Raw genomic sequence first — 25141 nt, forward strand, 5'->3', positions numbered from 1 at the left:
GCAGTTTAAATCAATTATAAGGATAAAATTTTTGAAGCCATGCCGCGGGGACTCCTGCCCTGAATGCAAATACCAGAAAAATATTCATCAGCTGTTGGGAAATTATCCCGTTTTTACGGAATCTGCGTGAAGAGGTAACGATGGTGCTTTTCATTTTAACTACAGGCCCCATCTTTTTCAACCGCCTGTAGATTTCCACATCTTCCATAATCGGGATTTCCTTAAAACCACCTGTTTCAATGAATGTAGTGCGATGTAGAAAAAGCCCCTGATCTCCATAAGTAAAAAGCGAGTGATTCAATTTGCTCAGTTGACCATAGGCTCTCAACAAAACAGATTGCTCATCAAACTCCAGCGAAAAGGTGCCCGCAACGACGCCCGATGAAAGTGCTTCATGAAGCTCCTGATACCAGCACTCCGGCAAACGACTGTCGGCGTGCACAAAGAACAAAATATCTCCGGTGGCCATTGCCGCCCCTTCATTCATTTGTTTCGCCCTCCCACGTGAGGTAGAAATAAACTTCACACCGTGGGATTCACAAATCTTCCGCGTTTGGTCGGTACTTCCCCCATCGGCAACAATAATTTCCACAGGAACCCGTTTTGCCAACACAGACTTTAAAAGACCTGGTAACATGTTCTCTTCGTTGAGGGCAGGGATGATTACCGATATGGACTTTTTAAGGGTTTGCATGCAACCAAATCAAGATGTTACGGGTCTGTAGACAAAATCGTTCGTTCAACTTATGGATTTCGTGAGCAAACAACAAAGACAACAACTGATCATTTTAATCGGCATCCTGCTTGCGATTATGATTGCCGCTGCATTTTATTTTGAATTCATCCGAAATGCCGATGATGCCGTATCGGTAATTACACAACTTACAAATCCTCCTCAAACGCCAGGGTCATCTTTCTTACTGCCAGTGCATCTTCCTTAGATAATTTAAGATCCCGGCTATACCGGTCGTAGTAGGGTCTGATGAGTGACAGGGTAAAAAGATGCAGAACGTAAGTGCCGATCACATAATCTGACCCTGTAAGATAATAACCTACGACAAGCAGGAGACTCGCAGCCAGATTTCCAAGATATAATTTTTGGTATTGACTATATAATGCCCTGAATTGGGCTGCCAATCCATCTTCTTCCCTCACTTTTTCCAGATTACCCTGGTAATGAGTGTAGGCAAATGCAGTGACTAAAAGTGCTGAAATGATCGATGCAATCACCAGAAGTTGATTTTCACCCAATGGTGGTTCAAAATCATCGTGATTCGATTCCAGGAAAATATATCCCATCGGCAAAAGGGGCAATGCCAGGGTCAGGTGAAAAATGTTGTTCACCTTTTCATGGAAATTACGAATGTTTTTAAAACCCATATCTTTATCCATTCAAAACTAATAAATTACTTCCGGTTCACTGCCGAATAATTATTTTTGTATCATGCCGTTCTCGGAATCAAGAAAAGATCAGGTCATTCAGGCCGCTGCTGAATTATTCAGGGTTCGCGGCTATGCCGCCACTTCAATGCGCGATCTGGCGACAGAATTGGGCATCGAGGCAGCCAGTCTTTATTCCCATATAAAATCGAAAGAAGAAATTCTGATCACGCTTTGTTTTGGAATGGCCGAAAAATTCATGGATTCGCTCGATCAGGTTGAAAAGAATCAAAGCGGCTATGCCGGCCAGCTGCGTGCGGGCATTTTAGGGCATATTGCCGTAATGGCTGAAAACCTCACTGCATCAGCCGTCTTCATGAATGAACACAGGCACCTGAGCGATAAGTATCTGAAGGATTTTCTATTGCTGCGGATTAACTACATTAACCGGTTCAAGCGGATCATTGAAAGAGGAATTCGTGCTGGAGAGTTTAATCCTGTAGACACCAAACTCGCTGTAATGACACTGTTCTCATCCCTTAACTGGATGCCCCACTGGTATGATCCCGAAGGAATTATCGATCCGGAAAAACTTGGAAATCAGCTGGCTGACATGTTAATTGAAGGATTGAAAACGAAATAGCAAGTTTTTTTGTTACTATTGCGATAACCAAATAAATACCTAATGTACGGAGGAGGAAATACTTTTGAGCCGGTAAACAGTAAAGAACTTACCAATGAAGATCCGGTAAAACTTGAAGCCTTTGAAGCCCGTATTGAACGGGGTGAAAAAATTGAACCAACCGACTGGATGCCGGATTTATACCGAAAGCAGTTGATCCGCATGATTGAACAACATGCACACAGTGAAATTATTGGCGCTTTACCTGAAGGAACATGGATTACCCGTGCGCCCGGCTTCCGGAGGAAACTTGCCCTCATGGCAAAAGTTCAGGACGAAGTAGGTCATGCTCAACTTCTCTATGCTGCTGCTGAAACACTGGGCAAACCCAGGGAAGCGATGATCGATGACCTGATCAACGGTAAATCAAAATATTCAAACATTTTCAACTACCCCGCTTATACCTGGGCAGATGCGTGCTTTATCAGCTGGCTTGTTGATGCCGGTGCGATCGTGAATCAGCTGGCAAATGCCCGCGGAAGCTATGGTCCGTACTGCAGGGCACTCGACCGTATTTGCGCCGAGGAGTCATTTCATTTAAAATATGGCCATCACTGCGTAATCCACATGGCAACAGGAACAAAAAAACAGCGGCAAATGATGCAGGAAGCAATCGATCGCTGGTGGGCGCCCATGATGCACTTTTTCGGCCCGCCCGATAAAATGTCTGCCCATACAGAAGTTCTCATGAAATGGAAGGTTAAAATGGCCAGCAATGATGACATGAGAAACCAGTTCCTCGATATGTATGTGCCGAAAATATGGGAACTTGGTTTTACAATTCCGGACCCCAAATTAAGTAAAGACCAGGAAACAGGCCGGTGGGTTTATACCGAGCCGGACTGGGAGGAGTTCAAAAGGGTTATCAATGGTGACGGTCCGTGTAATGCCGAACGACTCGCTGTGCGAAGAACCGCCGAAGAGCGTGGACGCTGGGTTCGCGAGGCTTTGAAAACTCCGAAAACAGATTATGTAAAGCCCCTGGTATAACAGGAAAAATAATTGAAGAAACCCGCAGGCAAACCCTGCGGGTTTTTTTATTTATTCCTTTTGCCGCAGACATTGTTTCCTGTTGCTTATCCTCCGAAAACGATTGCATAGGAGCTACAAAAGGCGGATATTTGCAGTATGAAATCACTTGACCCCAGGGTAAACAGACTTCCCGAACTAAATGGCGAACTGGCACCTAAAGCACCACTGGATCAGCTGGGCACATTTGAGGTATTCACGCAGCTTCACGAAAACAAGCCGTACATTCATACCGGGGCAGTTCATGCGCCAAATGAAGAAATGGCTTTCCTGTTTGCCAAGGAACAGTTTTCCAGAAGACAAACATGCACAGGCCTTTTCGTTGTTGATACACGCAATGTGTATACAACCGGATTCACCGAAGATGATCAGAATATTTACTCATCTGTTCCCGACCAGACTCCCGGAACGGGCAATACGGAGTCCTATGAAGTGTTTCACCTGATGCGGCGTGGCAAACAACACGAACATATCGGTTCGGTGGAGGCAGATAGCTATCAGGGTGCGCTATCACTGGCCAAACCAGAATTCATTGATGGTAAGCCGGTGTTTAATGTCTGGGTCGTTAAAACATCAGACATCCTGTTCAATGACGAAGAGGATAAAATTATCTGGAATACCCTGCCGGAAAAACAATTCAGGGATGCAATTGCTTATAAGGCAGGGGATAAATTGAAAGATTTCAAGGAACGTAAACAGGCAGACCAATGAATACCGAGGCACTGAAAGAGATGTTATATAAAATGGCTGATGATCAGCTGATTATTGGCCACAGAAACAGTGAATGGACAGGTTTTGGGCCTCTTCTTGAAGAAGATATCGCATTCAGTTCAATGGCACAGGACAAAGTTGGACAAAGTTACGCCCTGTATCAAATGCTCAATGAACTCGGAGAAGGTGAACCCGACACAGTGGCTTTCATGCGAAATGCCGATCAGTTTCATAACTGTACGCTCACCGAACTGCCCAATGGCGAATACGACTTCAGCCTGATACGGCATTTCCTATTTGACGCTGCCGAAGCTATTCGCTTTGATATGCTTACACGTTCATCCTACAAACCACTCGCTGATCTTTCAATAAAAATCAGAGGCGAGATCCGGTATCATACAATGCATGCCCGAACGTGGATCCGGCAACTGGGCAATGCCACACCGGAAAGTGTAGAACGTTTACAGAATTCATTAAATGAAGCTTTGCCCCATGCCCTTGGCATATTTGAGCCCTCACCATTTGAGGATGAAATCATCTCTTCCGGTTTATTTGAAGGAGAACGTGCACTGCAGGCCGCATGGGAAATCGAAATAATGAAGGTACTCTCTGAGACAGTCCTGCAGGTTCCTGATTTAACCGCATTATCACCCTCCTATGGCGGCAGAATTGGAAAACATACACCCCATTTGCAACCGCTCCTGGATGAAATGGCAGAAGTATTCAGATCAGATCCTACCGCCGACTGGTAAACGAAACATCCTTAAAATCTGTTATTACTGTATGGGAAAGATAAGCGACGATCAAATTTATGACTGGCTTCAGGATGTCAAAGATCCGGAGATACCTGTAATATCGTTGGTAGACCTGGGTGTAATAACCCGTCTCGACTGGCAGGAAGAACACCTTACAGTTCATATGACCCCAACCTTCGTCGGCTGCCCGGCAATCGACTACATGAAACAGGATGTTATTGATGTATTGCACCAGCATGGCCTTCAGGAGGTGGATGTGAAAATAACTTATGAAACTTCCTGGAATTCAAATATGATTTCCGATCAGGGAAGAGAGGCACTGCGAAAGTTCGGATTGGCTCCTCCGCCAAAACACAATCTCATCGTTGATATAGATGTGCTGGAACATGCGACCTGCCCGGTATGTGGTAGTGAAAACACACAATTGAAAAATCCTTTCGGACCGACCGCATGCCGCTCCATTCACTATTGCGAGAATTGTAAGGAAACTTTTGAGCAGTTTAAACCTGTCTGAGTCCCCTACTCTCCTGATAATAGCAAATCCCGGCCGAGATATGCGCTGTCACTGAAAACATACCATGCACGGCTCTTGGGCAGTCTCATGCCCTGGACCTTTTCAATACCCTCCAGCTCAATCCATTCACCGGAACCATCATTTTTCAGGAAAGAATACCCCCGCAGCTGATAATCAGTTTGGTCAATATAATATGTCCACCTGTCTTCCTCATATTCTACCTGAAGTGTAAGAACATCATACCCATTCCATCTAATGGAATCCACCCGATCAATTAAAACCGTTCCACTATCTCTCAACTTCATAGGCAGCCCCCAGAGATAGAGGTAGTAATTTCTCAATCTTTCTGCACGGTTACAGTCAACGTTCCCTGAATTAATGAAACAAGAATCCTGAACCATGCCGTGATCCTCCACACTTCCGCGTCGAACTCTGAAATAGCCTGTATTATTGTCAATCCATACGGTAGTCTGCCGGGGACCGTTAGCCCCTTCCTCTTTGAAGTTCAAAATAGTTTCGAGTGATTGCCATTGGTTTTCCGGATCATGAAAACCGATAGAACGTTCCAGAATCTCCTCCGAAATAAGCTTTTGCTCACCGCAGCTAAGAAGAACAGAAATCAGCAGTAGAAAACTTAATTTCATTTCACAATATACAAATCATTGGCGTATTAATAATTTCAGCAAAACCCAAACCCCACAAAACCATAATTTGCCATATTTGGTTATCTTAAAGCGAGTAAACAGGAAGAAATGAATCCTATTCGGAAAATCGGCTTTTTTATGGCATTTATAATTCCTGCATCGGTAATTGTGGGTTATTACCTGGCAGGATGGTGGAACATGCTTTCGCTTGCCCTGGTATTTCTGATCATTCCTTTTCTTGACTACATGATCGGTACTTCCGATTATAATATCCCAAAGGATCGCATTTCAATCATCTCAGAGCAGTTCTTTTACAGGTTTGTCACCTATCTCTGGACGTATTTTCAGTTGCTGTTCCTTGCATGGGCCTTTTACGTGGTCACCTTTGGCCATCTTTCCTCCGTACAGGAGTGGATTGGGTTTACACTTGGAACCGGATTAGTAACGGGCGGAATCGGGATTACAGTAGCCCATGAACTAGGCCATAAAAAATCAGCTCTTGAAAGGCTGTACAGTAAAATTTTGCTGCTGACCGTTTGTTACATGCATTTTTATATCGAGCATAACAAGGGTCATCATGTTACAGTGGCAACACCCGAAGATCCCGCTACTTCACGTAAAAATGAGTCATTCTACGCATTTTGGTTTCGGAGCGTATTTCACGGGTATGCCCATGCATGGAAGATTGAGAATAATCGACTTAGAAGAAAAGGTGTTTCGGCCCTGAGTATTCATAACGAGATGATCTGGTTCAGCATCCTGCCGCTGATCTTCATCGCTGTGGTTACCGGAATATTCAGTATCTGGGCAAATCACTTTGTATGGCAGCTGCCTGTATTTTTCTTTGTGCAGAGCTTTATCGCATTCACACTCCTCGAACAGGTCAACTATATTGAGCATTACGGGATCGAGAGAAAGGAGATCGCGCCCGGTAAATATGAACGGGTTACCCCAATACACTCCTGGAATGCTTCCCACGTAATCAGTAATTTCTTCCTTTTTCAACTGCAACGGCACTCAGATCATCATGCAAATGCTATAAAACGATATCAGGTCCTGTATCATTATGATGAAAGTCCGCAGCTGCCCGCCGGTTACTCAACCATGATCATTCTGGCGTTGGTCCCCGGTCTGTGGTTCCATCTGATGAATCCACGGCTGGAATCCTGGCAATTGAAAAGCGAAAGGGTTCAGCAGTGATTCTTCGGGTCACTGTACTACTTACTCTACTCACTTTCTCCTGCTTCGGACAAAGCAAAGTTGTCCTTGACGGAATTATCGAGGATCAGCAGCGTCAACCTATAGAAGGTGCGACGATACTTGACCCGGCGGGCAATTTATTGGCGGTAACAGATCAGAATGGGAAATTTAGGGTTCAGATGCCACTGGGGACACATCTGCTGACGATCACACACATTTCATTTCTGAGTCGTACCTATCAGCACAATTTCCAAAGTCCGGAATTCGTGCGAATAACACTTGAAGCTACCACCCTCAGCCTTGAAGAAGTGATCATACGCGACAATAATCCGAAGGAGAATCTTCAAAGTACAATCCCGGGAGCATCAAAGCTTACCATAAAAAATATTGAGGCGATACCCGCTTTTCTGGGCGAAGTGGATGTGATCAAGGCGATCACCCTCCTTCCCGGGGTAAGTACCGTGGGTGAAGGTTCTTCGGGGTTCAATGTTCGTGGAGGGGCCATCGATCAGAATCTGGTCACTATCGATGGCATGCAGCTCTTTAATACATCACATGTACTCGGGTTTTTCTCCATCTTTCATCCGGATGCTACGCGCGACTTCACCCTGTACAAAGGGTATATACCAGCTGAATATGGCGGGCGGGCTTCATCTGTGCTTGCTGTGAACAGTCTTCAGGGGCAAACAGATGTCTGGAGTGCTGAAGCCGGGATCGGAAGTGTTTCAGGAAAGTTGACATTGCAAGGGCCCATTACCAAAAAGACGAGTATCCTGGCCGCGGCGAGGGTTACATATTCCGACTGGGTTCTTGGTTTGGTGAATGACCTTGATATTCAGAATAGCGCTGCAAACTTTTATGACATTTTCGTACGGGGTGATCATTTCTTCAATGATAAGCATCATGTCATGTTCTCCTACCTGGGGAGCGCAGACTCTTTCGACTATTCCAATAGTTTCGGATATGACTGGAGCAATTACGGATTTAACTTTAAGTATGATTTCCAGCCCTCAGCTGTGTGGCGTTTTGACGTAAATGCCAACTATCTTCAATACACAAACTCACTGCTCGATTATCAACCGGGCCTGGAATCTGAACTTCGGAATCAGATGGAAAAAATTCAGCTCAGGGTTAACGGAAAGCATACGACAGCTGCTCATGAGCTGGACTTTGGCCTCGAAATGACTGATTATAACCCGGGTGATGAAATACGAAATCCGCTAAATGAGGGCTCGTTCATATCACCTGACGGCATCAGCCGGGATCGCGGGCGTGAGCTGGCTTTTTACGTACAGGATATTTTTAAAGTCAGCGAACGCTTTGATATCAATGCCGGACTGCGCTTTAATTTATACAGCCAGATCGGACCATCCACTGAATATGAATACGACGGTGTTTTGAGCGATGATAACATTTCAGATACGCTCTTTTATAATGCGGGAGAAAAGATCATCACCTACAATAACCTCGCTCCACGGATCGCTTTTCGTTATGAATTGAGTGATCAGACTGTCCTGAAACTGGCGTACAACCGGATGTATCAATATATTCACCTCATCTCTAATACGACTTCCCCAACTCCTGTTGATCAATGGCAGGTAAGTACCCGATACATCCCTCCCACCCAATCCGATAATTTTTCCATCGGTGTTTATAAGAATTCTAAAAACGATCGCTGGGTTACATCGGTGGAGGCTTTTTACCGGAAGCTGGACAAAGTAGTCGAGTATCAGGATTTCGCGGAACTCATCCTTCAGGAGAACATTGAGGCTGAATTACTGATTGGTCAGGGCCGGGCATACGGACTTGAATTCTTTGTGAAACGACTCACACCGATCTGGACCGGGTGGGTTTCCTACGTCTACACAAGAAGCGAAGTATCCTTTCCGGGTGATGTGGAAACCATCAATTCCGGAGACTGGTTCCCGGCATATTACGATCAGCCTCATTCATTCAAATTTGTTTCAGATATACGAATGGGTAAATCCCGTAAAGGTAGTTTTGGGTCGACTATCGTTTATAATACCGGAAGACCGATCACGGCGCTTACATCTGACTATCTGCAGGGACCCCTGGTTGTTCCTCACTACTCAGATCGAAATGAATACAGGATTCCAAATTATTTCCGGATTGATGTGTCAATGACATTGGGCAGTATTATCCGGAAACTGGATGACCGCCTGACGATAAGCCTGTACAATTTACTGGGAAGACGTAACGCATATTCTGTATTTTATCAGCGGAATGATAATTCACCAATTCCCCGTGCCTACAAATTATCTGTTTTGGGATCCATTTTTCCATCAATCACTTATAGTTTGAAACTGGATGTCAGGAAACGCTAAACGATATTTTTATCTAATAGTGGTTTTCATCCTGGCCGGATGTGTTGAACCCATTGAATTTGATATTGATCGTGAAGGCCGGCAGTTGGTTGTGTATGGGCATATTGATGACGGTTCCGACAGGATGTTTGTTCAGCTTTCAAGAACCACTGCGGTGCCCAACCGTTTTCAACCGGAACCTGGCGCGCGAGTAACCCTGCATGATAACCTGGGAAATGAGGGGAGATTTTTTTCCGCCAACGATGAGGGAATTTATTATTACAGTGAGTTCACCATGCAAATTGTACCGGGCCGAAGCTACGTCTTACGGATTCGTACAGCTGGAGGTGATTTTTATGAGTCGGTCCCGGAAGAGATTCCCTTGCATCAGGCACAGTCAGATATATATGTGAATTTTGCCCGCATTGAAGTCAATACCGGATCTTTCAACGCGGTAATCACCAAAGACGTGATGCAGGTTAGTGCTGAAACGTTTCTTGAAGATCCATCGAAGCAGTATTATGTACGTTACACCCCCATCCAGACCTTCCGTTTCGACCCGACCAATTTTCCGGATATATTTAACACTATTCCCCCGGCATGTTTTGTAAACCGACGTATTCAGCCGGAGAATCTTGTCCTGTTCAATTCAAATGGTTTCCAGGGGACAGCTGTGCCACGGCAGTTTATCGCGCAGAATGAAATCGATTACGCTTTTATCGCAAAAAACGTGATCACGCTTGAAACCCACTCGATGACGCCCCAGGCCTACGACTATTGGAGAAAGATCAGGATCCTGCTGAATAATAACGGATCTATTTTCGACACTCCACCTGCCGCGGTAAAAGGAAACATTTTCAACATCAATGACCCGGATGAACAGGTCTTAGGTTATTTTGAAGCCACCAATAAGTCCATCAGCCGTGTGACAGCCTGGCGGGGAGATTTCCCATATCCTGTGCCTGATGATCCTTGTATCTACATACCAGGACAGGACGAAGAGAAGTATCTGAGGGAATGTATTGATTGCAGGATTCTGGAAGGCAGCACGTTTAACCAACCCTCTTTTTACTAAAATTCCCAAATAATTCATTGTATTCTGAATTAAGTTTATACTTTTGTCAGTCATAATGAAGTCTAACCAGTCATATAGCCCAATTTCAAGTGCTTTCCGCCCGGAAAGTGCGGTGTCTGTATTAAGGATCAGGCCATTCAGGCCCCTTGTGGGGTAATCGACTTTAGCGAAGGTACGTCCTTTGCATGCGCAATAGCTTTTATAATCTTTCTATTTAACTGAATACACTCTGTAATGAATCTAGTCATTACGGTTGCAAGTGAAAAACATCTTCACTTCGCCGAAACTATTTGTACATACATGCAAACTGCCGCTGAACAGCGGGGAACGGGAATTGCTAAGCGATCGCCTGAATATGTCTCCAAAAAAATGGAGGAAGGCAAGGCTGTAATCGCAATGGATGGCGACCAGGTCGTAGGGTTTTGCTACATTGAGACATGGAGCCATGAAAAGTATGTGGCCAACTCAGGTCTTATCGTCCATCCCGACTATCGGGGCCAGGGCCTGGGTAAAAAGATCAAGGAGGAAATTTTCAAGCTAAGCCGCAAGAAATATCCCGAGGCTCGAATTTTTGGTATTACCACCAGCCTGGCCGTGATGAAAATCAATGCTGAACTTGGATATAAACCCGTTACCTTTTCGGAATTAACAACGGATGAGGCGTTTTGGAACGGATGTCAGAGTTGCAAGAACTTTGATATTCTCACCCGCACAAACCGTTCACACTGCTTGTGTACAGGCATGATGTACGACCCTGAGAAGGCAAAGACACAGGCAGAAAAAGTAACAAAAGAGCAGCGCTGGCAGCGGTTTAAGAGATTTCTGTCCATAGAAAACTGGAAACCGACGAAGAAAATAATAGCAACAATCAAATCTTACGTATTATGAGTTCAAATGGTAAAGAAAAAGTGGTATTGGCGTTTTCAGGCGGACTGGATACGTCATACTGCGTAAAATACCTGATTCATGAAAAAGGACTGGAGATATACTCCATCCTGGTAAATACTGGTGGTTTTTCGGCTGAAGAACTGGAAGAAATCGAGAAGCGTGCATACTCCCTGGGCGTAAAGGAGCATAGAAATGTAGACGTTCAGCAAAAATTCTACGAGGATGCAATTCGCTTCATGGTATTCGGAAATATTCTGAAAAATCACAGCTATCCGCTCTCGGTAAGCGCGGAACGAACCATTCAGGCGGAGACTGTTGCTGAATATGTAAAAGAAAAAGGCGCCGACTACGTGGCACATGGTAGCACTGGCGCAGGGAACGATCAGGTCCGGTTTGATTTTATCTTTGAAGTTTTGATCCCTGATGTTAAAATTCTAACTCCAATCCGGGACCTGAAGTTATCCCGCCAGGAGGAGATTGATTACCTGAAATCACACGGTGTGGAGTCTTCCTGGGAAAAATCACGCTACTCCATCAACCAGGGGCTCTGGGGCACCAGTGTGGGTGGTGTTGAAACCCTAACTTCGAACACTGATTTACCTGAATCGGCTTATCCAACCCAGCTAACAGAGACTGAAATATCAACCCTGAAGATATCTTTTAAAAAAGGTGAAGTCTGCGGTGTGAATGACCGCAAGATGGATCCGGTTTCAGCTATAAAGGAAATCAGCCGGATCGCAGGGCCTTATGCGATAGGTCGGGATATACATGTGGGTGACACCATCATCGGAATCAAGGGACGGGTAGGATTTGAAGCGGCTGCACCGTTGCTGATCATCAAGGGACATCATGCCCTTGAAAAACATACACTCACCAAATGGCAGTTATACTGGAAAGAACAACTGGCCAACTGGTATGGTATGATGCTACACGAGGCCCAGTACCTTGATCCTGTCATGCGCAATATTGAGGCATTCCTGACTGACTCACAGCAAACAGTTACAGGAGACGTTTTCATCGAACTGCGACCCTACCATTTTCATGTCAAGGGAATTGAATCACCACACGATTTAATGACATCCAGTTTCGGTGCGTACGGAGAAATGAATAAATTGTGGTCCGGAGAAGATGTTCGCGGATTTACCCGGATCCTTGCCAATACATCCAAGATTTTTCACACCGTGAACAAAGACGTTTCGAATGACTGATTCAACAATAAAAGCCGCTGTCATTGGCGCCGCCGGATATACCGGCGGAGAGCTGATACGACTGCTTCAATATCATCCAAATACAATTATTACATCCGCCGTCAGTGAAAGTCAGGCGGGCAAAAGGGTATCCACAGTACACGGTGATATAACCGGTGACATGATTTTTTCTGCAGAAATTGATCAGGATGCCGACGTGGTATTTCTATGTATGGGCCACGGCAAAAGCAGGGAGTGGCTGCAGAACAATAAGGTATCGGGCAAGGTCATTGATCTCAGTCAGGACTTCAGATTAAAAGCAACTGCCGGGGATTTCGTTTACGGACTGCCGGAAATAAATAAAGCCGAAATAGCGGCGGCCAGTTATATTGCCAATCCGGGTTGCTTTGCCACCGCCATACAGCTTGCACTACTTCCACTAGCCAGTGAGAACCTGGTAAAATCAGCCATTCATATTAATGGAATCACCGGATCAACCGGGGCAGGACAATCCCTTTCTCCGACCAGTCATTTCAGCTGGAGAAATAACAATATTTCGTTATATAAAGTATTTGACCATCAACATCTTAACGAGATAGGAGAAACACTGGAAGGATTACAAGGCGATTTGCCGGAACTCCTCTTTGTGCCGGTTCGCGGAAATTTTACACGTGGGATCTTTATCACTGCCTATACCGAATACGACGGCACCCAATCCGATATTACTGATCTGTATAATAACTTCTATCAGGGTGCTCCGTTCACGCATGTTTCCTCCGGGGAAATACACCTGAAACAGGTGGTAAACACAAATAATTGCATGATCAATGTAACTGTTAAAAAAGGCCAGGTACTTGTAACTTCTGCGATAGATAATTTACTCAAAGGAGCTTCCGGTCAGGCAGTACAGAATATGAATTTAATGTTCGGACTTGATGAGAGCTCCGGGCTGAATCTTAAAGCTTCCTATTTCTAATGAAAAAACTCAAGAATATTGCCATCCTCGGCGCTGGAAATCTCGGTCTGGCGATTGCAGATGGTTTACAACGGGCGGGATTTCTCGCCGACAGAAAATTGTTTCTTACACGGAGAAACACGCGTAGCATTGAGTCCTGGAAGTCGGATAATGTAGAAGTTACTTCTGACAATAAATATGCTGTAGCAGGTGCGGATATTGTCCTTCTTTGTGTACAACCGCATCAGATTGAGCATCTTCTCAAGGAACTCCGCCCTGTGCTCGACAGCGATCGGCATATTCTTGTTTCTGTAATCACTGCTGTAGGAATAGAACAATTATCATCGTACGCGGGCGGGCCGTTTCCTATTATTCGGGCTATGCCCAATACGGCTATATCAGTCCGTGAATCGATGACCTGTATGGCCCATAACGGTGTGGCCGAATCGGTTCAGACAGAAGTGGAAAATATCTTTGCCTGTGTTGGAAAAACCCTGTGGATAGAAGAACCTCTGATGCAAGCCGCCACCGTGGTTTGCGCAAGTGGCATCGCCTTCTGGATGCGGTTTATCAGGGCAACAATGCAAGGCGGTGTACAACTGGGTTTTGATGCACATGATGCCAAGGAAATTGCGGTGCAAACCTGCCTTGGCGCTGCAAGTCTTTTGAACGGAACCGGCAAACATCCTGAAGAAGAGATTGATCGCGTTACTACCCCGATGGGATGCACGATCGTCGGTTTGAATGAGATGGAACACAATGGTCTGAGTTCAGCCCTTATAAAAGGACTGGCTACTTCCTTTGAACGGATTAACCAAATGAAAAAACCAGACAATGAACCTGTTTGATGTTTATCCGCTACTGCCAATTGAATTGGTGAAAGGGCGGGATTGCTATGTATATGATCAAAATGGCGTAAAATACCTCGACCTGTACGGCGGACATGCGGTAATCTCCATTGGTCACTGTCATCCGCACTATGTAAAAAGGATCAGGAAACAGCTCAAGAAGATTGGATTCTATTCCAACTCTGTAATTAACTCACTTCAGCTTGATCTGGCAGCGAAGCTGGGGAAGCTAAGCGGTTACGACAACTACCAGCTTTTTCTTTGCAACTCAGGAGCCGAAGCGAATGAAAATGCCATCAAAATTGCCGCATTTCAAAATCCGGGTAAGACGATTATTGCCTTCGAGAGGTCCTTTCATGGCAGAACTTCAAGAACCCTTTCAGTAACGGATAATGAAAAGTACCGTTCACCTCTGGACGATTTTGATAACGTGATCTTCATCCCCTGGAATGATATCGAAGCATTGCAAAATGCATTTCGCACACAGGATGTTTGTGCTGTTATCATTGAAGGAATTCAGGGACTGGGAGGTATATACGTTCCGGAAACTAATTTCCTGAAAAATTTACATGCAATGACCCAGGAATATGGCGCATTGCTGATATTGGATGAGGTACAATCTGGATATGGTCGAACAGGAAAATTCTTTGCACATCAGTATGCCGACATCCGGCCTGATATTATTACAGTAGCTAAAGGAATGGGTAATGGATTTCCGATTGGAGGTGTACTCATAAGCCCCTCAATTGAATCCTGGCACGGGATGTCGGGAACGACCTTCGGAGGAAATCATCTTGCCTGCGCAGCAGGTCTGGCAGTCCTTGAAGTCCTTGAATCGGAAAAACTCATTCAACGTGCCGGTGATGAAGGTAATCGCTGGATAGACGCCCTGCTGAATTTACCCGGTGTAAAGGCCGTACGCGGCAAAGGATTGATGATAGGTTTGGAAATGGACTTTGCAATCCGTCCCCTGCGGGAAAAGCTATTCCGTGAACATCATATTCTCACGGGAACATCAGTGAATCCCAACACCATCCGTTTATTACCGCCGCTTACAGCAGGGAAAAAGGAACTGGATAAATTAATCACCGCATTGCAGTCGGTGCTCAATGAATATAAAAAGCATGAATCAATTCACCCGTCTGAGTGACGTAAAAGATCCCGCAGCATTAATTAAGCGCGGACTGGAATTAAAGGCAAATCCCTTCACATCCAATGTCGGAGAACGAAAAGTGCTGGGATTGCTTTTTCTGAACCCGAGCCTCAGAACACGATTAAGCACGCAGAAGGCAGCCATGAATCTTGGAATGCAGGTAATGGTTATGAATATGAACAGTGAGGGCTGGAAACTGGAGATGAATGATGGCACCGTCATGAAAGGAGATGCCCAGGAACATATCAAGGATGCAATCCGTGTGATCAGTGAATATGTGGATGTCATAGGTATACGTACATTTCCCGGACTCAAAGACCGCTCGGCTGATTATGACGAAGCGGTATTATCGGCCGTTCTGAAATATGCCACAGTTCCGGTGATCAGCCTCGAGTCTGCGATCCGTCACCCCCTTCAATCTCTGGCGGACATGATAACCATTAACGAACTTGGAATCCAAAAACCCAAGGTTGTACTGTCGTGGGCTCCGCATCCCCGGGCGCTGCCACAGGCAGTTTCAAATTCATTTCTTGAATGGGTAAAGGTAATTGATGCTGAGATCATACTTGCCTGCCCTAAAGGATATGAACTGGCTGATGAATTCATCCAGGGAGTACCTGTTGTTCATGATCAGCTGGAAGCCTTTGAGAACGCCGACATTATTTATGGGAAAAACTGGTCGAGCTATCATCATTACGGAGAGATACTTCCGGTACAGGAAGACTGGACTATCGATGGCAGTAAAATGAAGGTCACCAATCATGCCCGCTTCATGCATTGTCTGCCTGTTCGCCGGAACGTGGTGGTATCAGACGATGTACTGGATAATCAATCTATAATCTATCAGCAGGCTGGAAACAGAACCTGGGCTGCGCAAGCTGTTCTGGAATCAATACTTGATCAGCTATGAACGATGTTACCGTAATTAAAATTGGCGGAAATATCATCGATGATCCCGTCTCACTGCAGAAATTCCTGCACAGTTTCAGTAAGGAAAAAGGGGCCCGGGTGTTGATCCATGGTGGAGGGAAAAAAGCAAGTGAACTCTCCAGAACGATGGGAGTCGAACCCAGAATGATCGAGGGGCGCCGAATAACCGATGCCGCCACCCTTGAGATCGTTACCATGGTTTACGCAGGACTCATCAACAAAAACATTGTGGCCCAATTACAGTCACTTCAAGTGAATGCGCTCGGATTAACCGGTGCAGATTTAAATCTGATTAAGGCCAGGAAACGCGAAAATGCGCAGGTGGATTATGGGTTCGTAGGCGATTTTGTTACAGAAGATGTAAATACCGGGCAATTATCCCGATTGCTTGAGAATGGTATCACACCCGTTTTTTGCGCCTTGACGCACGATATGCATGGATCCCTGTTGAATACGAACGCCGACAGCCTTGCTGCCGGCATAGCGATTGCCCTCAGTGAAAAATTCAATGTTCATTTACACCTGTGCTTTGAAAAACCGGGTGTGTTACGGGATGCTGAAAACGACAAATCAGTTATATTACAATTGGACAAAAATGAGTATTTGTCATTGAAGTCAGCAGGTAAAATTTTCGAGGGGATGATTCCTAAACTGGATAATGCATTCAAGGCGTTTGATAAGGATGTGGATGTCACAATCCGGCATGCATTGAATAATTCCACCGGAACAAAATTGATCAGGCATGAATGATCTTGAATCAGCCATCGTACTACTGAGTGATCTGATCCGGATTCCTTCGTACTCGAAGGAAGAAGCGGGTACACTCAGATGCCTGAAGGCATTTTTTGATAACCGGCATGTTCCCTATAACACCGTACGTAATAATATTTTTGCCGCAAATAAGCACTTCTCACCTGCGAAACCCACTCTGCTTCTTAATTCGCATCATGACACCGTCCGGCCCAATTCAGGCTATACGAATGATCCCTTTAAGCCAATTCTTGCGGATGGAAAGTTATTCGGTCTCGGCAGTAATGATGCCGGAGGAGCGCTGGTATGTCTTATTTTTACATTTTGCCATTACTATGATGCTGAGGACCTGCCATTCAATATCATTCTGGCCGCGAGTGCTGAAGAGGAAATCTCAGGACCCAATGGCATTGAGATGCTTCTTCAGCATCTGCCGAAAATTGATTTCGGAATAGTAGGTGAACCAACTTCAGGAGAAGTGGCAGTGGCTGAAAAAGGACTTCTTGTACTTGATTGTGTGAGTAGCGGTATATCGGGGCATGCAGCAAGAAATGAAGGCGAAAATGCCATATACCATGCCATTCCGGATATCGAATGGTTTAAAGGTTTCACGTTTGACAAAGTATCGGATATGCTTGGTCCACTGCATATGAACGTTACCATGATCCAGGCAGGCAGCCAGCACAATGTTGTGCCCGACAGCTGCCGGTTTACCGTGGATGTACGTACCACCGACGCTTACACGCTGGAGGAAACACTTGATATCATTCAGGCAAACGTGAAGGCGGAAGTCACGCCCAGGTCGGTGCGATTGCGCCCTTCATCTATTCCCCTGGATCACCCGCTTGTGAACGCCGCACGGAAGTGTAATTTCAAACTGTTTGGCTCCCCTACTCTCTCGGATCAGGCATTAATGAGCTTTCCTACCATCAAGATGGGCCCGGGTGATTCTTCCCGATCACATTCCGCTGATGAATTCATTTTTACAGAACAGCTGAAGCAGGGATTGAACGATTACCGCAGATTATTAGATATGTTGACAGACACTTTAAAATAACAGTATGAAGCTTTGGGATAAAGGTTACAGCATTGAAAAAAAGATAGAGCAGTTTACCGTTGGAGATGATCGGATATACGATCTTAAACTGGCCACCTATGATGTCGAGGGCTCGCGGGCACATGCGCGCATGCTCGCAAAACAAGGCCTTATTTCAAACGATGAGATAGCAGAAATTGAACAGGCACTGGACCAAATTCAGGGACTGATTCAGTCTGGTGACTTTCTGATCGAGGATGATTTTGAAGATGTTCATAGTAAAATTGAATACTTACTAACGGAATTACTGGGAGATGCAGGAAAACGGATCCATACGGCCAGGTCCAGGAATGACCAGGTTCTTGTAGATCTCCATCTGTTTTTTAAGGATGAACTCAGGGATATCACAGAGCTGGTGAAGAACCTCTTCGACCGGCTTATGTTGCTTGCCGATCAACATAAAGAAATTATTATACCCGGTTACACGCATATGCAGGTAGCTATGCCATCATCATTCGGATTATGGTTCAGTTCGTATGCAGAAACATTGATTGATGATATCTATTTCCTGCGAGCGGCTCAGCACATCGCAGATCAGAATCCATTAGGATCAGCGGCCGGATACGGGAGTTCATTTCCTATCGACCGTTCCATGACCACACGTGAATTGGGATTCTCCACAATGAAATATAACGTGGTCGCGGCACAAATGGGCCGCGGGAAACTCGAGCGAAGTGTAGCAATGGCAATGGCCTCTGTTGCATCCACAATAGCACGTATGGCCATGGATGTATGCCTGTATAACAGTCAGAATTTCGGCTTCCTCTCATTTCCCGACGAGCTTACAACCGGGTCGAGCATCATGCCTCATAAGAAGAACCCGGATGTTTGGGAACTTATACGGGGACGTTGTAACCGCATTCAGGCAGCTCCCACGGAAATAACCATGCTCACCAACAACCTGCCAAGCGGGTATCACCGGGAGTATCAGCTTTTGAAAGAGAGCATCTTCCCATCCATAGACTCGCTTAAAGCCTGTCTTGATATGGCCGAATATATGCTTCAGCATGTTATCATCAACAAAAATGCCGCGAATGATGAACGTTACCGCTACATGTATACGGTAGAAAATGTAAATGAAGAGGTTATGAAAGGGGCAACATTTCGTGATGCCTACAAAACTGTGGGCAAGCAGGTGGGCGACGGAACCTATAAGCCTATTTCAAATCTAAGCCATACCCATGAAGGCAGTATTGGAAATCTTTGCCTTAAGGAGATCCGGGAAAAGATGAACTCGGCCCTAAGCAGCTGAAGGAATAAGGCGGACAATAACAGATTTTGAAATCGGAGTTCTGCTCGTGTGGGCAAAATGATTGTAGGGAACCACCGAATTTGCTTCCGGAAAATAGGTAGCTATGCAGGTTGCCGGGATGTCATATGGAATGATGATAAACCCCTCTGCTTTTCTTTCAATGTGGTCATACTCACTAATAATATCCACTTTATCTCCGGAACGAAACCCCTGCTTGAGCATGTCCTGTTCGTTTATAAGTACGATACGTCGTTCATTGTGTATCCCGCGGTACCTGTCATTCAATCCGTAAATTGTGGTGTTAAACTGATCATGGCTCCGAATGGTCATCATGATAAATTCATTTTCAGACATTTGATGCGCCGGCAATTGATTGGCGGTAAAATGCGCCTTGCTGTCCCTGGTATGGAATTCACCTTCCCGGGCACCATTGGGCAGGTAAAACCCGCCCGGCTTTCGTACACGTTCATTATAGCTGGCAAACCCGGGTATGGTTTTTTCAATGGCATTCCTGATGAGGTCATAATCAGCAGACCAGGCTTGCCAGTCGACCTGTGAACGTTCGCCCAGCGCTGCCAGGGCCAGTCCGGCTACAATGGCCGGCTCACTCTTCAAATGATTCGAAACAGGCCGCTTATTTCCGCGGGATTGATGAACAACTCCGGTAGAGTTTTCCACCGACACGAATTGTTGCCTGCCATTCTGTATATCCGCTTCGGTTCTTCCCAGGCAGGGCAAGATATAGGAAGTTTGCCCATGGGACAGGTGACTCCGGTTTAGTTTGGTCGATACATGCACCGTAACATCACAATTCATCAGAGCCTTACCGGTGAGTTCAGTATCCGGTGATGCACTGAGGAAATTACCACCCATGGCCATGAAAAATTTCACTTTACCCTGATGCATTGCCTCAATGCTGCCAATAGTATCAAATCCTGTCTCTTCAGGTGGCTGGAAATTAAAATTCTCTTTCAATTTTTCGCGAAGTGATGGTTTCAGGTATTCCCAGATGCCAACGGTCCGGTCGCCCTGAACATTACTGTGGCCGCGAACAGGACAGGTTCCCGCACCCGGTTTTCCAATACTGCCTTTCATCAGCAGTAAATTGACCACTTCCCGGATATTATCTACCGCATTCTTATGCTGAGTAAGACCCATCGCCCAACAAGCAATAATTCTCTCACTGGAAGCAATCAAATCTGCAGCCTTCCTTACCAGGTCCTCACCGATACTTGTTTGCGCAATAAGCTCATGAAGTGAATATGATTCGAGGTCTGACAGGAAATCGGAATAGCCTGTAGTCTTTTGTTCAATAAAATCACGATCCAGAATCTGACCGGGCTGGTCGCGTTCTTTCTCCAGTAAGAGTTTCATGAGTGCCTTCAATAAGGCTACATCTGCATTTACACGTATCTGAAGATATAAATCTGTGATCTCTGTTCCGGACCCAAGCATATCACCAACATGCTGGGGATGCTTAAATTTTAATAAACCGGTCTCCCTTAACGGGTTTATCGCAATGATCTTTGCGCCATTAGCCTTTGCCTTTTCCAGGGCCGTAAGCATCCTGGGGTGATTCGTTCCGGGATTTTGCCCGATGATAATAATCAGGTCTGTACGATAAAAATCTTCGAGCGTAACAGAACCTTTACCGATCCCCACGGTTTCCGAAAGTGCGGCCCCACTGGACTCATGACACATATTTGAGCAATCCGGAAGATTATTTGTTCCAAACTGACGTACGAATAACTGATACATGAATGCCGCCTCATTGCTCGTTCGCCCTGAGGTATAGAAAATGGCCTGGTCAGGAGATGGAAGAGTTTTAAGATGTTCTCCAATTTCCGTGAAAGCTGTTTGCCAGGAAATCGGTTCATAGTGATCACTTCCAGGGGATAATTTCATCGGCTCAGTGATCCTTCCGCTTTTTCCGAGTTCATAATCCGACCATGCAGAAAGCGCACTCACTGAATATTTTTTAAAAAATTGTGGATCGGCTTTGGCAGTGGTAGCTTCCTCTGCCACTGCTTTTGCTCCATTCTCACAGAACTCTACAATGGCCCTGTCACCATCCGGATCAGGCCATGCACAGCCCGGACAATCAAATCCGTCGAACTGATTTAATTTAGCCATTGTACGAATTCCTTCCATAACACCCACCTGGCTAAATACATGGTGCATAGAAGACTTCACCGCCCTGATTCCCCCTGATACGGCTGCCGGATCTGAAACTCTCAACCCGGTGTAATTCACCGGCGGCTGAACAAAAACCTTCTTCGTCATATGGCTAAAAATACAGAGAATTTTACATTTCAACCACCCTGCACATTTAACCCTAAAATCAATGAAAGACGCCTTCAAACCGCCAATGCATTCATTTCTGCACGGTATATCTATTACGCGATCAGACCATGCTACTAACATTTTTTATTTGAATTCTTTGAATGTTAAAAAATTGAATTTATGATTGTAGCGTCAATTCCAAGAAATGGTGATTGATTTATAAAGAAGCGCGGAGAGATCAGGCTCAATGAAACGCTAGCAACCTCCCGGGTGTGGAACGGTGCTAAATCCTGGTTCGTAAGGTACGGACAGCTATAAATTTTAATTACCTTGAAACATTCAGTTAAATTTTTTCGCCATCCGCACTATCAGCCCACGGGTCTGTTCGGGAGGGATTGTACATTCAAACTTTTATTACTAAAAAAATGAAAGGGAAAGAGCCGTCCAGGTTCAGCTTCCGTTCACCTGCTTTATGAAATCACATTCAGAATCAGAACATTTCGAAACCAACGCGATCAGGACGCAGTCTGACAACGCTTCGCACAAGGAGCATTCCACTCCAATTTTCATGACTTCAAGTTTCGTCTTTGACGATGCTGAAAATGCACGGGCGATGTTTGCAGATGAAATTAGCGGTAACATATATTCACGCTTTTCCAATCCGAACAGCAATGAACTCGTTGAAAAATTATGTCTGCTTGAAGGCGGAGACGACGGAATAGCCACTGCCTCAGGTATGGCGGCCATGTACAGCAGTATGGCTGGCCTGCTACAGCAGGGCGATCATGTGCTTGCATCCCGATCCCTGTTTGGCAGTACCCATCAGGTTTTGACACAGATATTTCCAAAATGGGGTATTTCACACTCCTATGCCGATATCCATGATCCGGAATCGTGGGAATCACTGATCAATGAAAAAACGAAACTGATCTTTGTTGAAACACCATCCAATCCGGGTCTTGACCTTGTAGACCTGGAATGGCTGGGGAACCTGGCAAAAAAACATAACCTGATCCTGATTGTGGACAATTGCTTTGCAACGCCCTATCTGCAACAACCCCTGAAATATGGTGCACATCTCATTTGTCATTCAACCACAAAATTCATAGACGGGCAGGGTCGAACAGTTGGCGGCGCAATCATTGGCGACAAGGAACTGATTCAAAAGATCCGGTTTTTTTGTCGGCATACCGGCCCTGCCATGTCGCCGTTTAACGCGTGGGTTCTTTCAAAAAGCCTGGAAACCCTGGCTGTTCGAATGGACAGGCATTGCCAGAGTGCGCTTGCCATCGCAGGCCAGCTTGAAAAGCATCCTGAAATCAATTTTGTTAAATATCCTTTTCTCCCTTCCCACCCGCAATATGAACTGGCCAAAAAACAGATGCTTCATGGCGGAGGTCTGTTCACGTTTGAAGTGAAGGGTGGTGTTGAACGTGGGAGAAAGTTCCTGGATAACCTTCAAATGTTATCACTCACCGCGAATCTGGGTGATACCAGAACGATAGCCACGCATCCGGCCTCTACTACTCATTCTAAACTGAGTGATCAGGAACGTGCGAATGTAGGTATTACACCGGGGCTTGTTCGTATATCGGTGGGACTGGAACATCCGGAAGATATTATCAGGGATATCGAAAATGCCCTGAAGCTATCGGAATCTTAAGCCGATTATTCAGACAAAACTTCAATCACAGACTGATTGGCTTTTCGTACTCTTTCGACATTGAGCTTATTGACTTTTCTGTCATAGGTCATCAGGCCGTTCACTTCCATCTCCACATCGGTTGTCTGGGTGTAGATTGCTGCAGAAAATCCCATTTCAATCATTTTGGCAAGCATATCGGCATATTCCACATATTTATCGGTGGCTTCCTTAGAGGTTTTATATTGTATGTAACCCCAATTGCGGTCGGCATTCCATAAATGCCCGTCGATAACAAGCCCTATTCCCCCATATTCGCCAAGGACGGTCGCGCGTTCGGCATCGTACATATACATTTCGGGTTGCGGATAGTTATGAAGATCAAGCATGTCACCGACCCTGAAGTGGTTCCCTCCCGAGGCTGCATTCACCAATCTGTCCGGGTCATATTCCTTCGTAAAAGCGGCAATGTATTCGGTCTTAAACTGGCCCCATCCCTCATTAAATGGCACCCAGGTCACAATACTGGGATACGGCTGCAGATAATCCATGATTGCGCGCCACTCATTCCGGAAAATCCTTTCCGATTCCGGTGTCCGGAAAAGCTCTGTACCCTCATAATAATTTCGGTTCTGCCAGCTGTGTGTTCTGTCGCCGCTGGGCATGTCCTGCCAAACCAGCATACCCACTTGATCGCAATGCATATACCAGCGTGCCGGCTCAACCTTTACATGCTTTCGTATCATATTAAAGCCGTACTTCTTCGTTTGCTCAATATCATACTTAAGCGCCTCATCGGAAGGAGCAGTATATAATCCGTCTGGCCACCACCCCTGATCAAGTGTTCCGAACTGGAAGATATCCTTGTTATTCAACTGAATTCGCCAAATACCCCGTTCATCCTTCTTCCTGCTGATCTTCCGCATAGCCACATAGCTGTCGATTCGGTCGATGACCTTACTATTAGAGATCACTGAAATACGCATGTCGTAGAGATAAGGATCTTCCGGTGTCCATAAATGTGCATTCGGCAAAGAAACAGTAGCGTCCTGCCCTGTTGCCGCCATGGCTTCACCAACTACCTTTCCATCTTCGATTATTTCCACCTTGAATACATCACCATAGCGAACATGTTTAATGAAGGGTTGTACCTTTATCACCTCATGATCAATATCCGGGTAAATCTTTAAATTATCGACATAAGCAGCGGGAACCGGTTCAATCCAGACAGTCTGCCAGATACCCGTGACGGGGGTATACCAGATACCTCTGGGATTGCGCACCTGCTTGCCGCGTGGTTGCGGGCCTTCATCGGTAGGATCCCAAACCTTTACCACAACCTCCTGCTCCCCTTCTTTCAGGAAAGGCGTTATCTCGAACGAGAATGGATCATAACCGCCTTCGTGCGAACCAATCTTGATCCCATTTATCCACACCTCTGTCCGCCAGTCAACTGCACCAAAATTCAGCAGGATTCTTTCACCTTCCCAGTAGGGCTGTATGTTGAAATTGCGTCTGTACCAGACCTCCCGGCCTGATCCCACTTGTTCCATGATACCTGAGAGACTTGATTCTACAGGGAAAGGAACCAGGATTTTGCGATCATACTCCATCGGCCTCGCGGCGCCCTGTTCGGTCATCTGAAAATCCCACAGACCATTCAGATTTAACCAGTTATCCCTTTTAATAATCGGTCGGGGATACTCAGACCATACATTTTCCGGATCAAGTTTCTCTCCCCATTCGGTCTTAATTTTATCACCGGCAGGTTTCCATTGGGACATGGATGGTAAATAAATCAAGCTAAGAACAGACACAATCAAAAATCCACAGAGTGTAGATT

23 protein-coding genes and 1 riboswitch are annotated in these 25141 nt (G+C 45.5%); of the genes, 18 read left to right on the forward strand and 5 right to left on the reverse strand.

All coding sequences use genetic code 11. The annotated features are described in order from the left end of the window. Nucleotides 1–10 precede the first annotated feature (10 nt). Together LDX50_RS10145 and LDX50_RS10150 are read right to left on the reverse strand one after the other, a co-directional pair. On the reverse strand, nucleotides 11–694 hold the full coding sequence (locus LDX50_RS10145; protein ID WP_225698333.1) for a TIGR04283 family arsenosugar biosynthesis glycosyltransferase: 684 nt from the start codon (nucleotides 692–694) through the stop codon (nucleotides 11–13). Between the two features lie 188 nt (nucleotides 695–882). Beyond that, the gene (locus LDX50_RS10150; RefSeq protein WP_225698334.1) at nucleotides 883–1392 is read right to left on the reverse strand and encodes a hypothetical protein; all 510 of its coding nucleotides are present in this window, start codon (nucleotides 1390–1392) and stop codon (nucleotides 883–885) included. Nucleotides 1393–1444: 52 nt separating this feature from the next. On the opposite strand from LDX50_RS10150, the gene LDX50_RS10155 reads away from it, so the two are divergent. From LDX50_RS10155 to paaD, 5 genes are all read left to right on the forward strand, one after another. Continuing rightward, nucleotides 1445–2023, forward strand: coding sequence for a TetR/AcrR family transcriptional regulator (locus LDX50_RS10155; protein ID WP_225698335.1), 579 nt, complete (start codon nucleotides 1445–1447; stop codon nucleotides 2021–2023). Between the two features lie 42 nt (nucleotides 2024–2065). Continuing rightward, nucleotides 2066–3052 (forward strand): 1,2-phenylacetyl-CoA epoxidase subunit PaaA, encoded by a 987-nt coding sequence (gene paaA, locus LDX50_RS10160; protein ID WP_225698336.1) that lies wholly within the window; start codon nucleotides 2066–2068, stop codon nucleotides 3050–3052. A 138-nt stretch (nucleotides 3053–3190) separates the two neighbouring features. Further along, complete coding sequence (locus tag LDX50_RS10165; RefSeq protein ID WP_225698337.1) at nucleotides 3191–3802, forward strand: phenylacetic acid degradation b; 612 nt, start codon at nucleotides 3191–3193, stop codon at nucleotides 3800–3802. Continuing rightward, entirely contained in the window at nucleotides 3799–4554 is a 756-nt protein-coding gene (gene paaC, locus LDX50_RS10170) for a 1,2-phenylacetyl-CoA epoxidase subunit PaaC (protein ID WP_225698338.1), read from the forward strand. The genes LDX50_RS10165 and paaC overlap by 4 nt, the downstream gene beginning before the upstream one ends. Before the next feature lie 31 nt (nucleotides 4555–4585). Then, a complete protein-coding gene (paaD, locus tag LDX50_RS10175; protein WP_225698339.1) occupies nucleotides 4586–5071 on the forward strand; it encodes a 1,2-phenylacetyl-CoA epoxidase subunit PaaD in 486 nt (161 codons plus the stop codon). Nucleotides 5072–5076: 5 nt separating this feature from the next. Here the strand turns inward: paaD and LDX50_RS10180 are convergent, their stop codons facing one another. After that, nucleotides 5077–5715, reverse strand: coding sequence for a DUF6503 family protein (locus LDX50_RS10180; RefSeq protein ID WP_225698340.1), 639 nt, complete (start codon nucleotides 5713–5715; stop codon nucleotides 5077–5079). A 138-nt stretch (nucleotides 5716–5853) separates the two neighbouring features. On the opposite strand from LDX50_RS10180, the gene LDX50_RS10185 reads away from it, so the two are divergent. From LDX50_RS10185 to argH, 12 genes are all read left to right on the forward strand, one after another. Next, a complete protein-coding gene (locus LDX50_RS10185) occupies nucleotides 5854–6915 on the forward strand; it encodes an alkane 1-monooxygenase (RefSeq protein WP_225698341.1) in 1062 nt (353 codons plus the stop codon). Continuing rightward, nucleotides 6849–9260 (forward strand): TonB-dependent receptor, encoded by a 2412-nt coding sequence (locus LDX50_RS10190; RefSeq protein WP_225698342.1) that lies wholly within the window; start codon nucleotides 6849–6851, stop codon nucleotides 9258–9260. Before LDX50_RS10185 ends, LDX50_RS10190 begins: the two co-directional genes overlap by 67 nt. Beyond that, nucleotides 9244–10314 carry a DUF4249 domain-containing protein gene (locus tag LDX50_RS10195; protein ID WP_225698343.1) on the forward strand — a complete coding sequence of 357 codons (1071 nt, stop codon included), beginning with the start codon at nucleotides 9244–9246 and terminating at the stop codon, nucleotides 10312–10314. Before LDX50_RS10190 ends, LDX50_RS10195 begins: the two co-directional genes overlap by 17 nt. Nucleotides 10315–10548: 234 nt before the next feature. Then, entirely contained in the window at nucleotides 10549–11202 is a 654-nt protein-coding gene (locus LDX50_RS10200) for a GNAT family N-acetyltransferase (RefSeq protein WP_225698344.1), read from the forward strand. Then, nucleotides 11199–12410, forward strand: a complete 1212-nt coding sequence (locus tag LDX50_RS10205) for an argininosuccinate synthase (RefSeq protein WP_225698345.1) — start codon at nucleotides 11199–11201, stop codon at nucleotides 12408–12410. The genes LDX50_RS10200 and LDX50_RS10205 overlap by 4 nt, the downstream gene beginning before the upstream one ends. Continuing rightward, entirely contained in the window at nucleotides 12403–13365 is a 963-nt protein-coding gene (argC, locus tag LDX50_RS10210) for an N-acetyl-gamma-glutamyl-phosphate reductase (RefSeq protein ID WP_225698346.1), read from the forward strand. The genes LDX50_RS10205 and argC overlap by 8 nt, the downstream gene beginning before the upstream one ends. Next, nucleotides 13365–14192: a pyrroline-5-carboxylate reductase gene (gene proC / locus LDX50_RS10215; RefSeq protein ID WP_225698347.1), complete on the forward strand. Its 828-nt coding sequence runs from the start codon at nucleotides 13365–13367 to the stop codon at nucleotides 14190–14192. The genes argC and proC overlap by 1 nt, the downstream gene beginning before the upstream one ends. Continuing rightward, nucleotides 14179–15342 carry an aspartate aminotransferase family protein gene (locus LDX50_RS10220; RefSeq protein WP_225698348.1) on the forward strand — a complete coding sequence of 388 codons (1164 nt, stop codon included), beginning with the start codon at nucleotides 14179–14181 and terminating at the stop codon, nucleotides 15340–15342. Before proC ends, LDX50_RS10220 begins: the two co-directional genes overlap by 14 nt. Then, a complete protein-coding gene (locus tag LDX50_RS10225) occupies nucleotides 15317–16255 on the forward strand; it encodes an N-acetylornithine carbamoyltransferase (RefSeq protein WP_225698349.1) in 939 nt (312 codons plus the stop codon). The genes LDX50_RS10220 and LDX50_RS10225 overlap by 26 nt, the downstream gene beginning before the upstream one ends. Further along, nucleotides 16252–17025 (forward strand): acetylglutamate kinase, encoded by a 774-nt coding sequence (argB, locus tag LDX50_RS10230; protein ID WP_225698350.1) that lies wholly within the window; start codon nucleotides 16252–16254, stop codon nucleotides 17023–17025. The genes LDX50_RS10225 and argB overlap by 4 nt, the downstream gene beginning before the upstream one ends. Continuing rightward, a complete protein-coding gene (locus LDX50_RS10235) occupies nucleotides 17018–18082 on the forward strand; it encodes a M20 family metallo-hydrolase (protein ID WP_225698351.1) in 1065 nt (354 codons plus the stop codon). The genes argB and LDX50_RS10235 overlap by 8 nt, the downstream gene beginning before the upstream one ends. 4 nt (nucleotides 18083–18086) lie before the next feature. Continuing rightward, complete coding sequence (gene argH / locus LDX50_RS10240) at nucleotides 18087–19373, forward strand: argininosuccinate lyase (RefSeq protein WP_225698352.1); 1287 nt, start codon at nucleotides 18087–18089, stop codon at nucleotides 19371–19373. Here the strand turns inward: argH and LDX50_RS10245 are convergent. Next, nucleotides 19362–21656, reverse strand: coding sequence for an FdhF/YdeP family oxidoreductase (locus tag LDX50_RS10245; RefSeq protein ID WP_225698353.1), 2295 nt, complete (start codon nucleotides 21654–21656; stop codon nucleotides 19362–19364). The genes argH and LDX50_RS10245 overlap by 12 nt on opposite strands. A 214-nt stretch (nucleotides 21657–21870) precedes the next feature. Then, nucleotides 21871–21977: riboswitch (SAM riboswitch) on the forward strand. Nucleotides 21978–22128: 151 nt separating this feature from the next. On the opposite strand from LDX50_RS10245, the gene LDX50_RS10250 reads away from it, so the two are divergent. Further along, entirely contained in the window at nucleotides 22129–23319 is a 1191-nt protein-coding gene (locus LDX50_RS10250) for a trans-sulfuration enzyme family protein (protein WP_225698354.1), read from the forward strand. A gap of 5 nt (nucleotides 23320–23324) precedes the next feature. Here LDX50_RS10250 and LDX50_RS10255 read toward each other — a convergent pair whose 3' ends face one another. Next, nucleotides 23325–25082: a glycoside hydrolase family 2 protein gene (locus tag LDX50_RS10255; protein ID WP_225698355.1), complete on the reverse strand. Its 1758-nt coding sequence runs from the start codon at nucleotides 25080–25082 to the stop codon at nucleotides 23325–23327. Nucleotides 25083–25141 lie beyond the last annotated feature (59 nt).

This window comes from Fulvivirga sedimenti (assembly GCF_020328055.1).

Excerpts from the sequence above, each read along its gene's own strand:
- paaA (WP_225698336.1), top strand. The coding sequence starts at position 2,066 with ATGTACGGAGGAGGAAATACTTTTGAGCCGGTAAACAGTAAAGAACTT.
- LDX50_RS10195 (WP_225698343.1), top strand. The coding sequence starts at position 9,244 with ATGTCAGGAAACGCTAAACGATATTTTTATCTAATAGTGGTTTTCATC.
- LDX50_RS10155 (WP_225698335.1), top strand. The coding sequence starts at position 1,445 with ATGCCGTTCTCGGAATCAAGAAAAGATCAGGTCATTCAGGCCGCTGCT.
- LDX50_RS10245 (WP_225698353.1), bottom strand. The coding sequence starts at position 21,656 with ATGACGAAGAAGGTTTTTGTTCAGCCGCCGGTGAATTACACCGGGTTG.
- LDX50_RS10180 (WP_225698340.1), bottom strand. The coding sequence starts at position 5,715 with ATGAAATTAAGTTTTCTACTGCTGATTTCTGTTCTTCTTAGCTGCGGT.
- paaD (WP_225698339.1), top strand. The coding sequence starts at position 4,586 with ATGGGAAAGATAAGCGACGATCAAATTTATGACTGGCTTCAGGATGTC.
- LDX50_RS10145 (WP_225698333.1), bottom strand. The coding sequence starts at position 694 with ATGCAAACCCTTAAAAAGTCCATATCGGTAATCATCCCTGCCCTCAAC.
- LDX50_RS10225 (WP_225698349.1), top strand. The coding sequence starts at position 15,317 with ATGAATCAATTCACCCGTCTGAGTGACGTAAAAGATCCCGCAGCATTA.
- LDX50_RS10150 (WP_225698334.1), bottom strand. The coding sequence starts at position 1,392 with ATGGATAAAGATATGGGTTTTAAAAACATTCGTAATTTCCATGAAAAG.
- argH (WP_225698352.1), top strand. The coding sequence starts at position 18,087 with ATGAAGCTTTGGGATAAAGGTTACAGCATTGAAAAAAAGATAGAGCAG.
- LDX50_RS10165 (WP_225698337.1), top strand. The coding sequence starts at position 3,191 with ATGAAATCACTTGACCCCAGGGTAAACAGACTTCCCGAACTAAATGGC.
- LDX50_RS10250 (WP_225698354.1), top strand. The coding sequence starts at position 22,129 with ATGAAATCACATTCAGAATCAGAACATTTCGAAACCAACGCGATCAGG.
- argC (WP_225698346.1), top strand. The coding sequence starts at position 12,403 with ATGACTGATTCAACAATAAAAGCCGCTGTCATTGGCGCCGCCGGATAT.
- paaC (WP_225698338.1), top strand. The coding sequence starts at position 3,799 with ATGAATACCGAGGCACTGAAAGAGATGTTATATAAAATGGCTGATGAT.
- LDX50_RS10235 (WP_225698351.1), top strand. The coding sequence starts at position 17,018 with ATGAATGATCTTGAATCAGCCATCGTACTACTGAGTGATCTGATCCGG.
- LDX50_RS10205 (WP_225698345.1), top strand. The coding sequence starts at position 11,199 with ATGAGTTCAAATGGTAAAGAAAAAGTGGTATTGGCGTTTTCAGGCGGA.
- LDX50_RS10220 (WP_225698348.1), top strand. The coding sequence starts at position 14,179 with ATGAACCTGTTTGATGTTTATCCGCTACTGCCAATTGAATTGGTGAAA.
- argB (WP_225698350.1), top strand. The coding sequence starts at position 16,252 with ATGAACGATGTTACCGTAATTAAAATTGGCGGAAATATCATCGATGAT.
- LDX50_RS10200 (WP_225698344.1), top strand. The coding sequence starts at position 10,549 with ATGAATCTAGTCATTACGGTTGCAAGTGAAAAACATCTTCACTTCGCC.
- LDX50_RS10185 (WP_225698341.1), top strand. The coding sequence starts at position 5,854 with ATGGCATTTATAATTCCTGCATCGGTAATTGTGGGTTATTACCTGGCA.
- LDX50_RS10255 (WP_225698355.1), bottom strand. The coding sequence starts at position 25,082 with ATGTCCCAATGGAAACCTGCCGGTGATAAAATTAAGACCGAATGGGGA.
- proC (WP_225698347.1), top strand. The coding sequence starts at position 13,365 with ATGAAAAAACTCAAGAATATTGCCATCCTCGGCGCTGGAAATCTCGGT.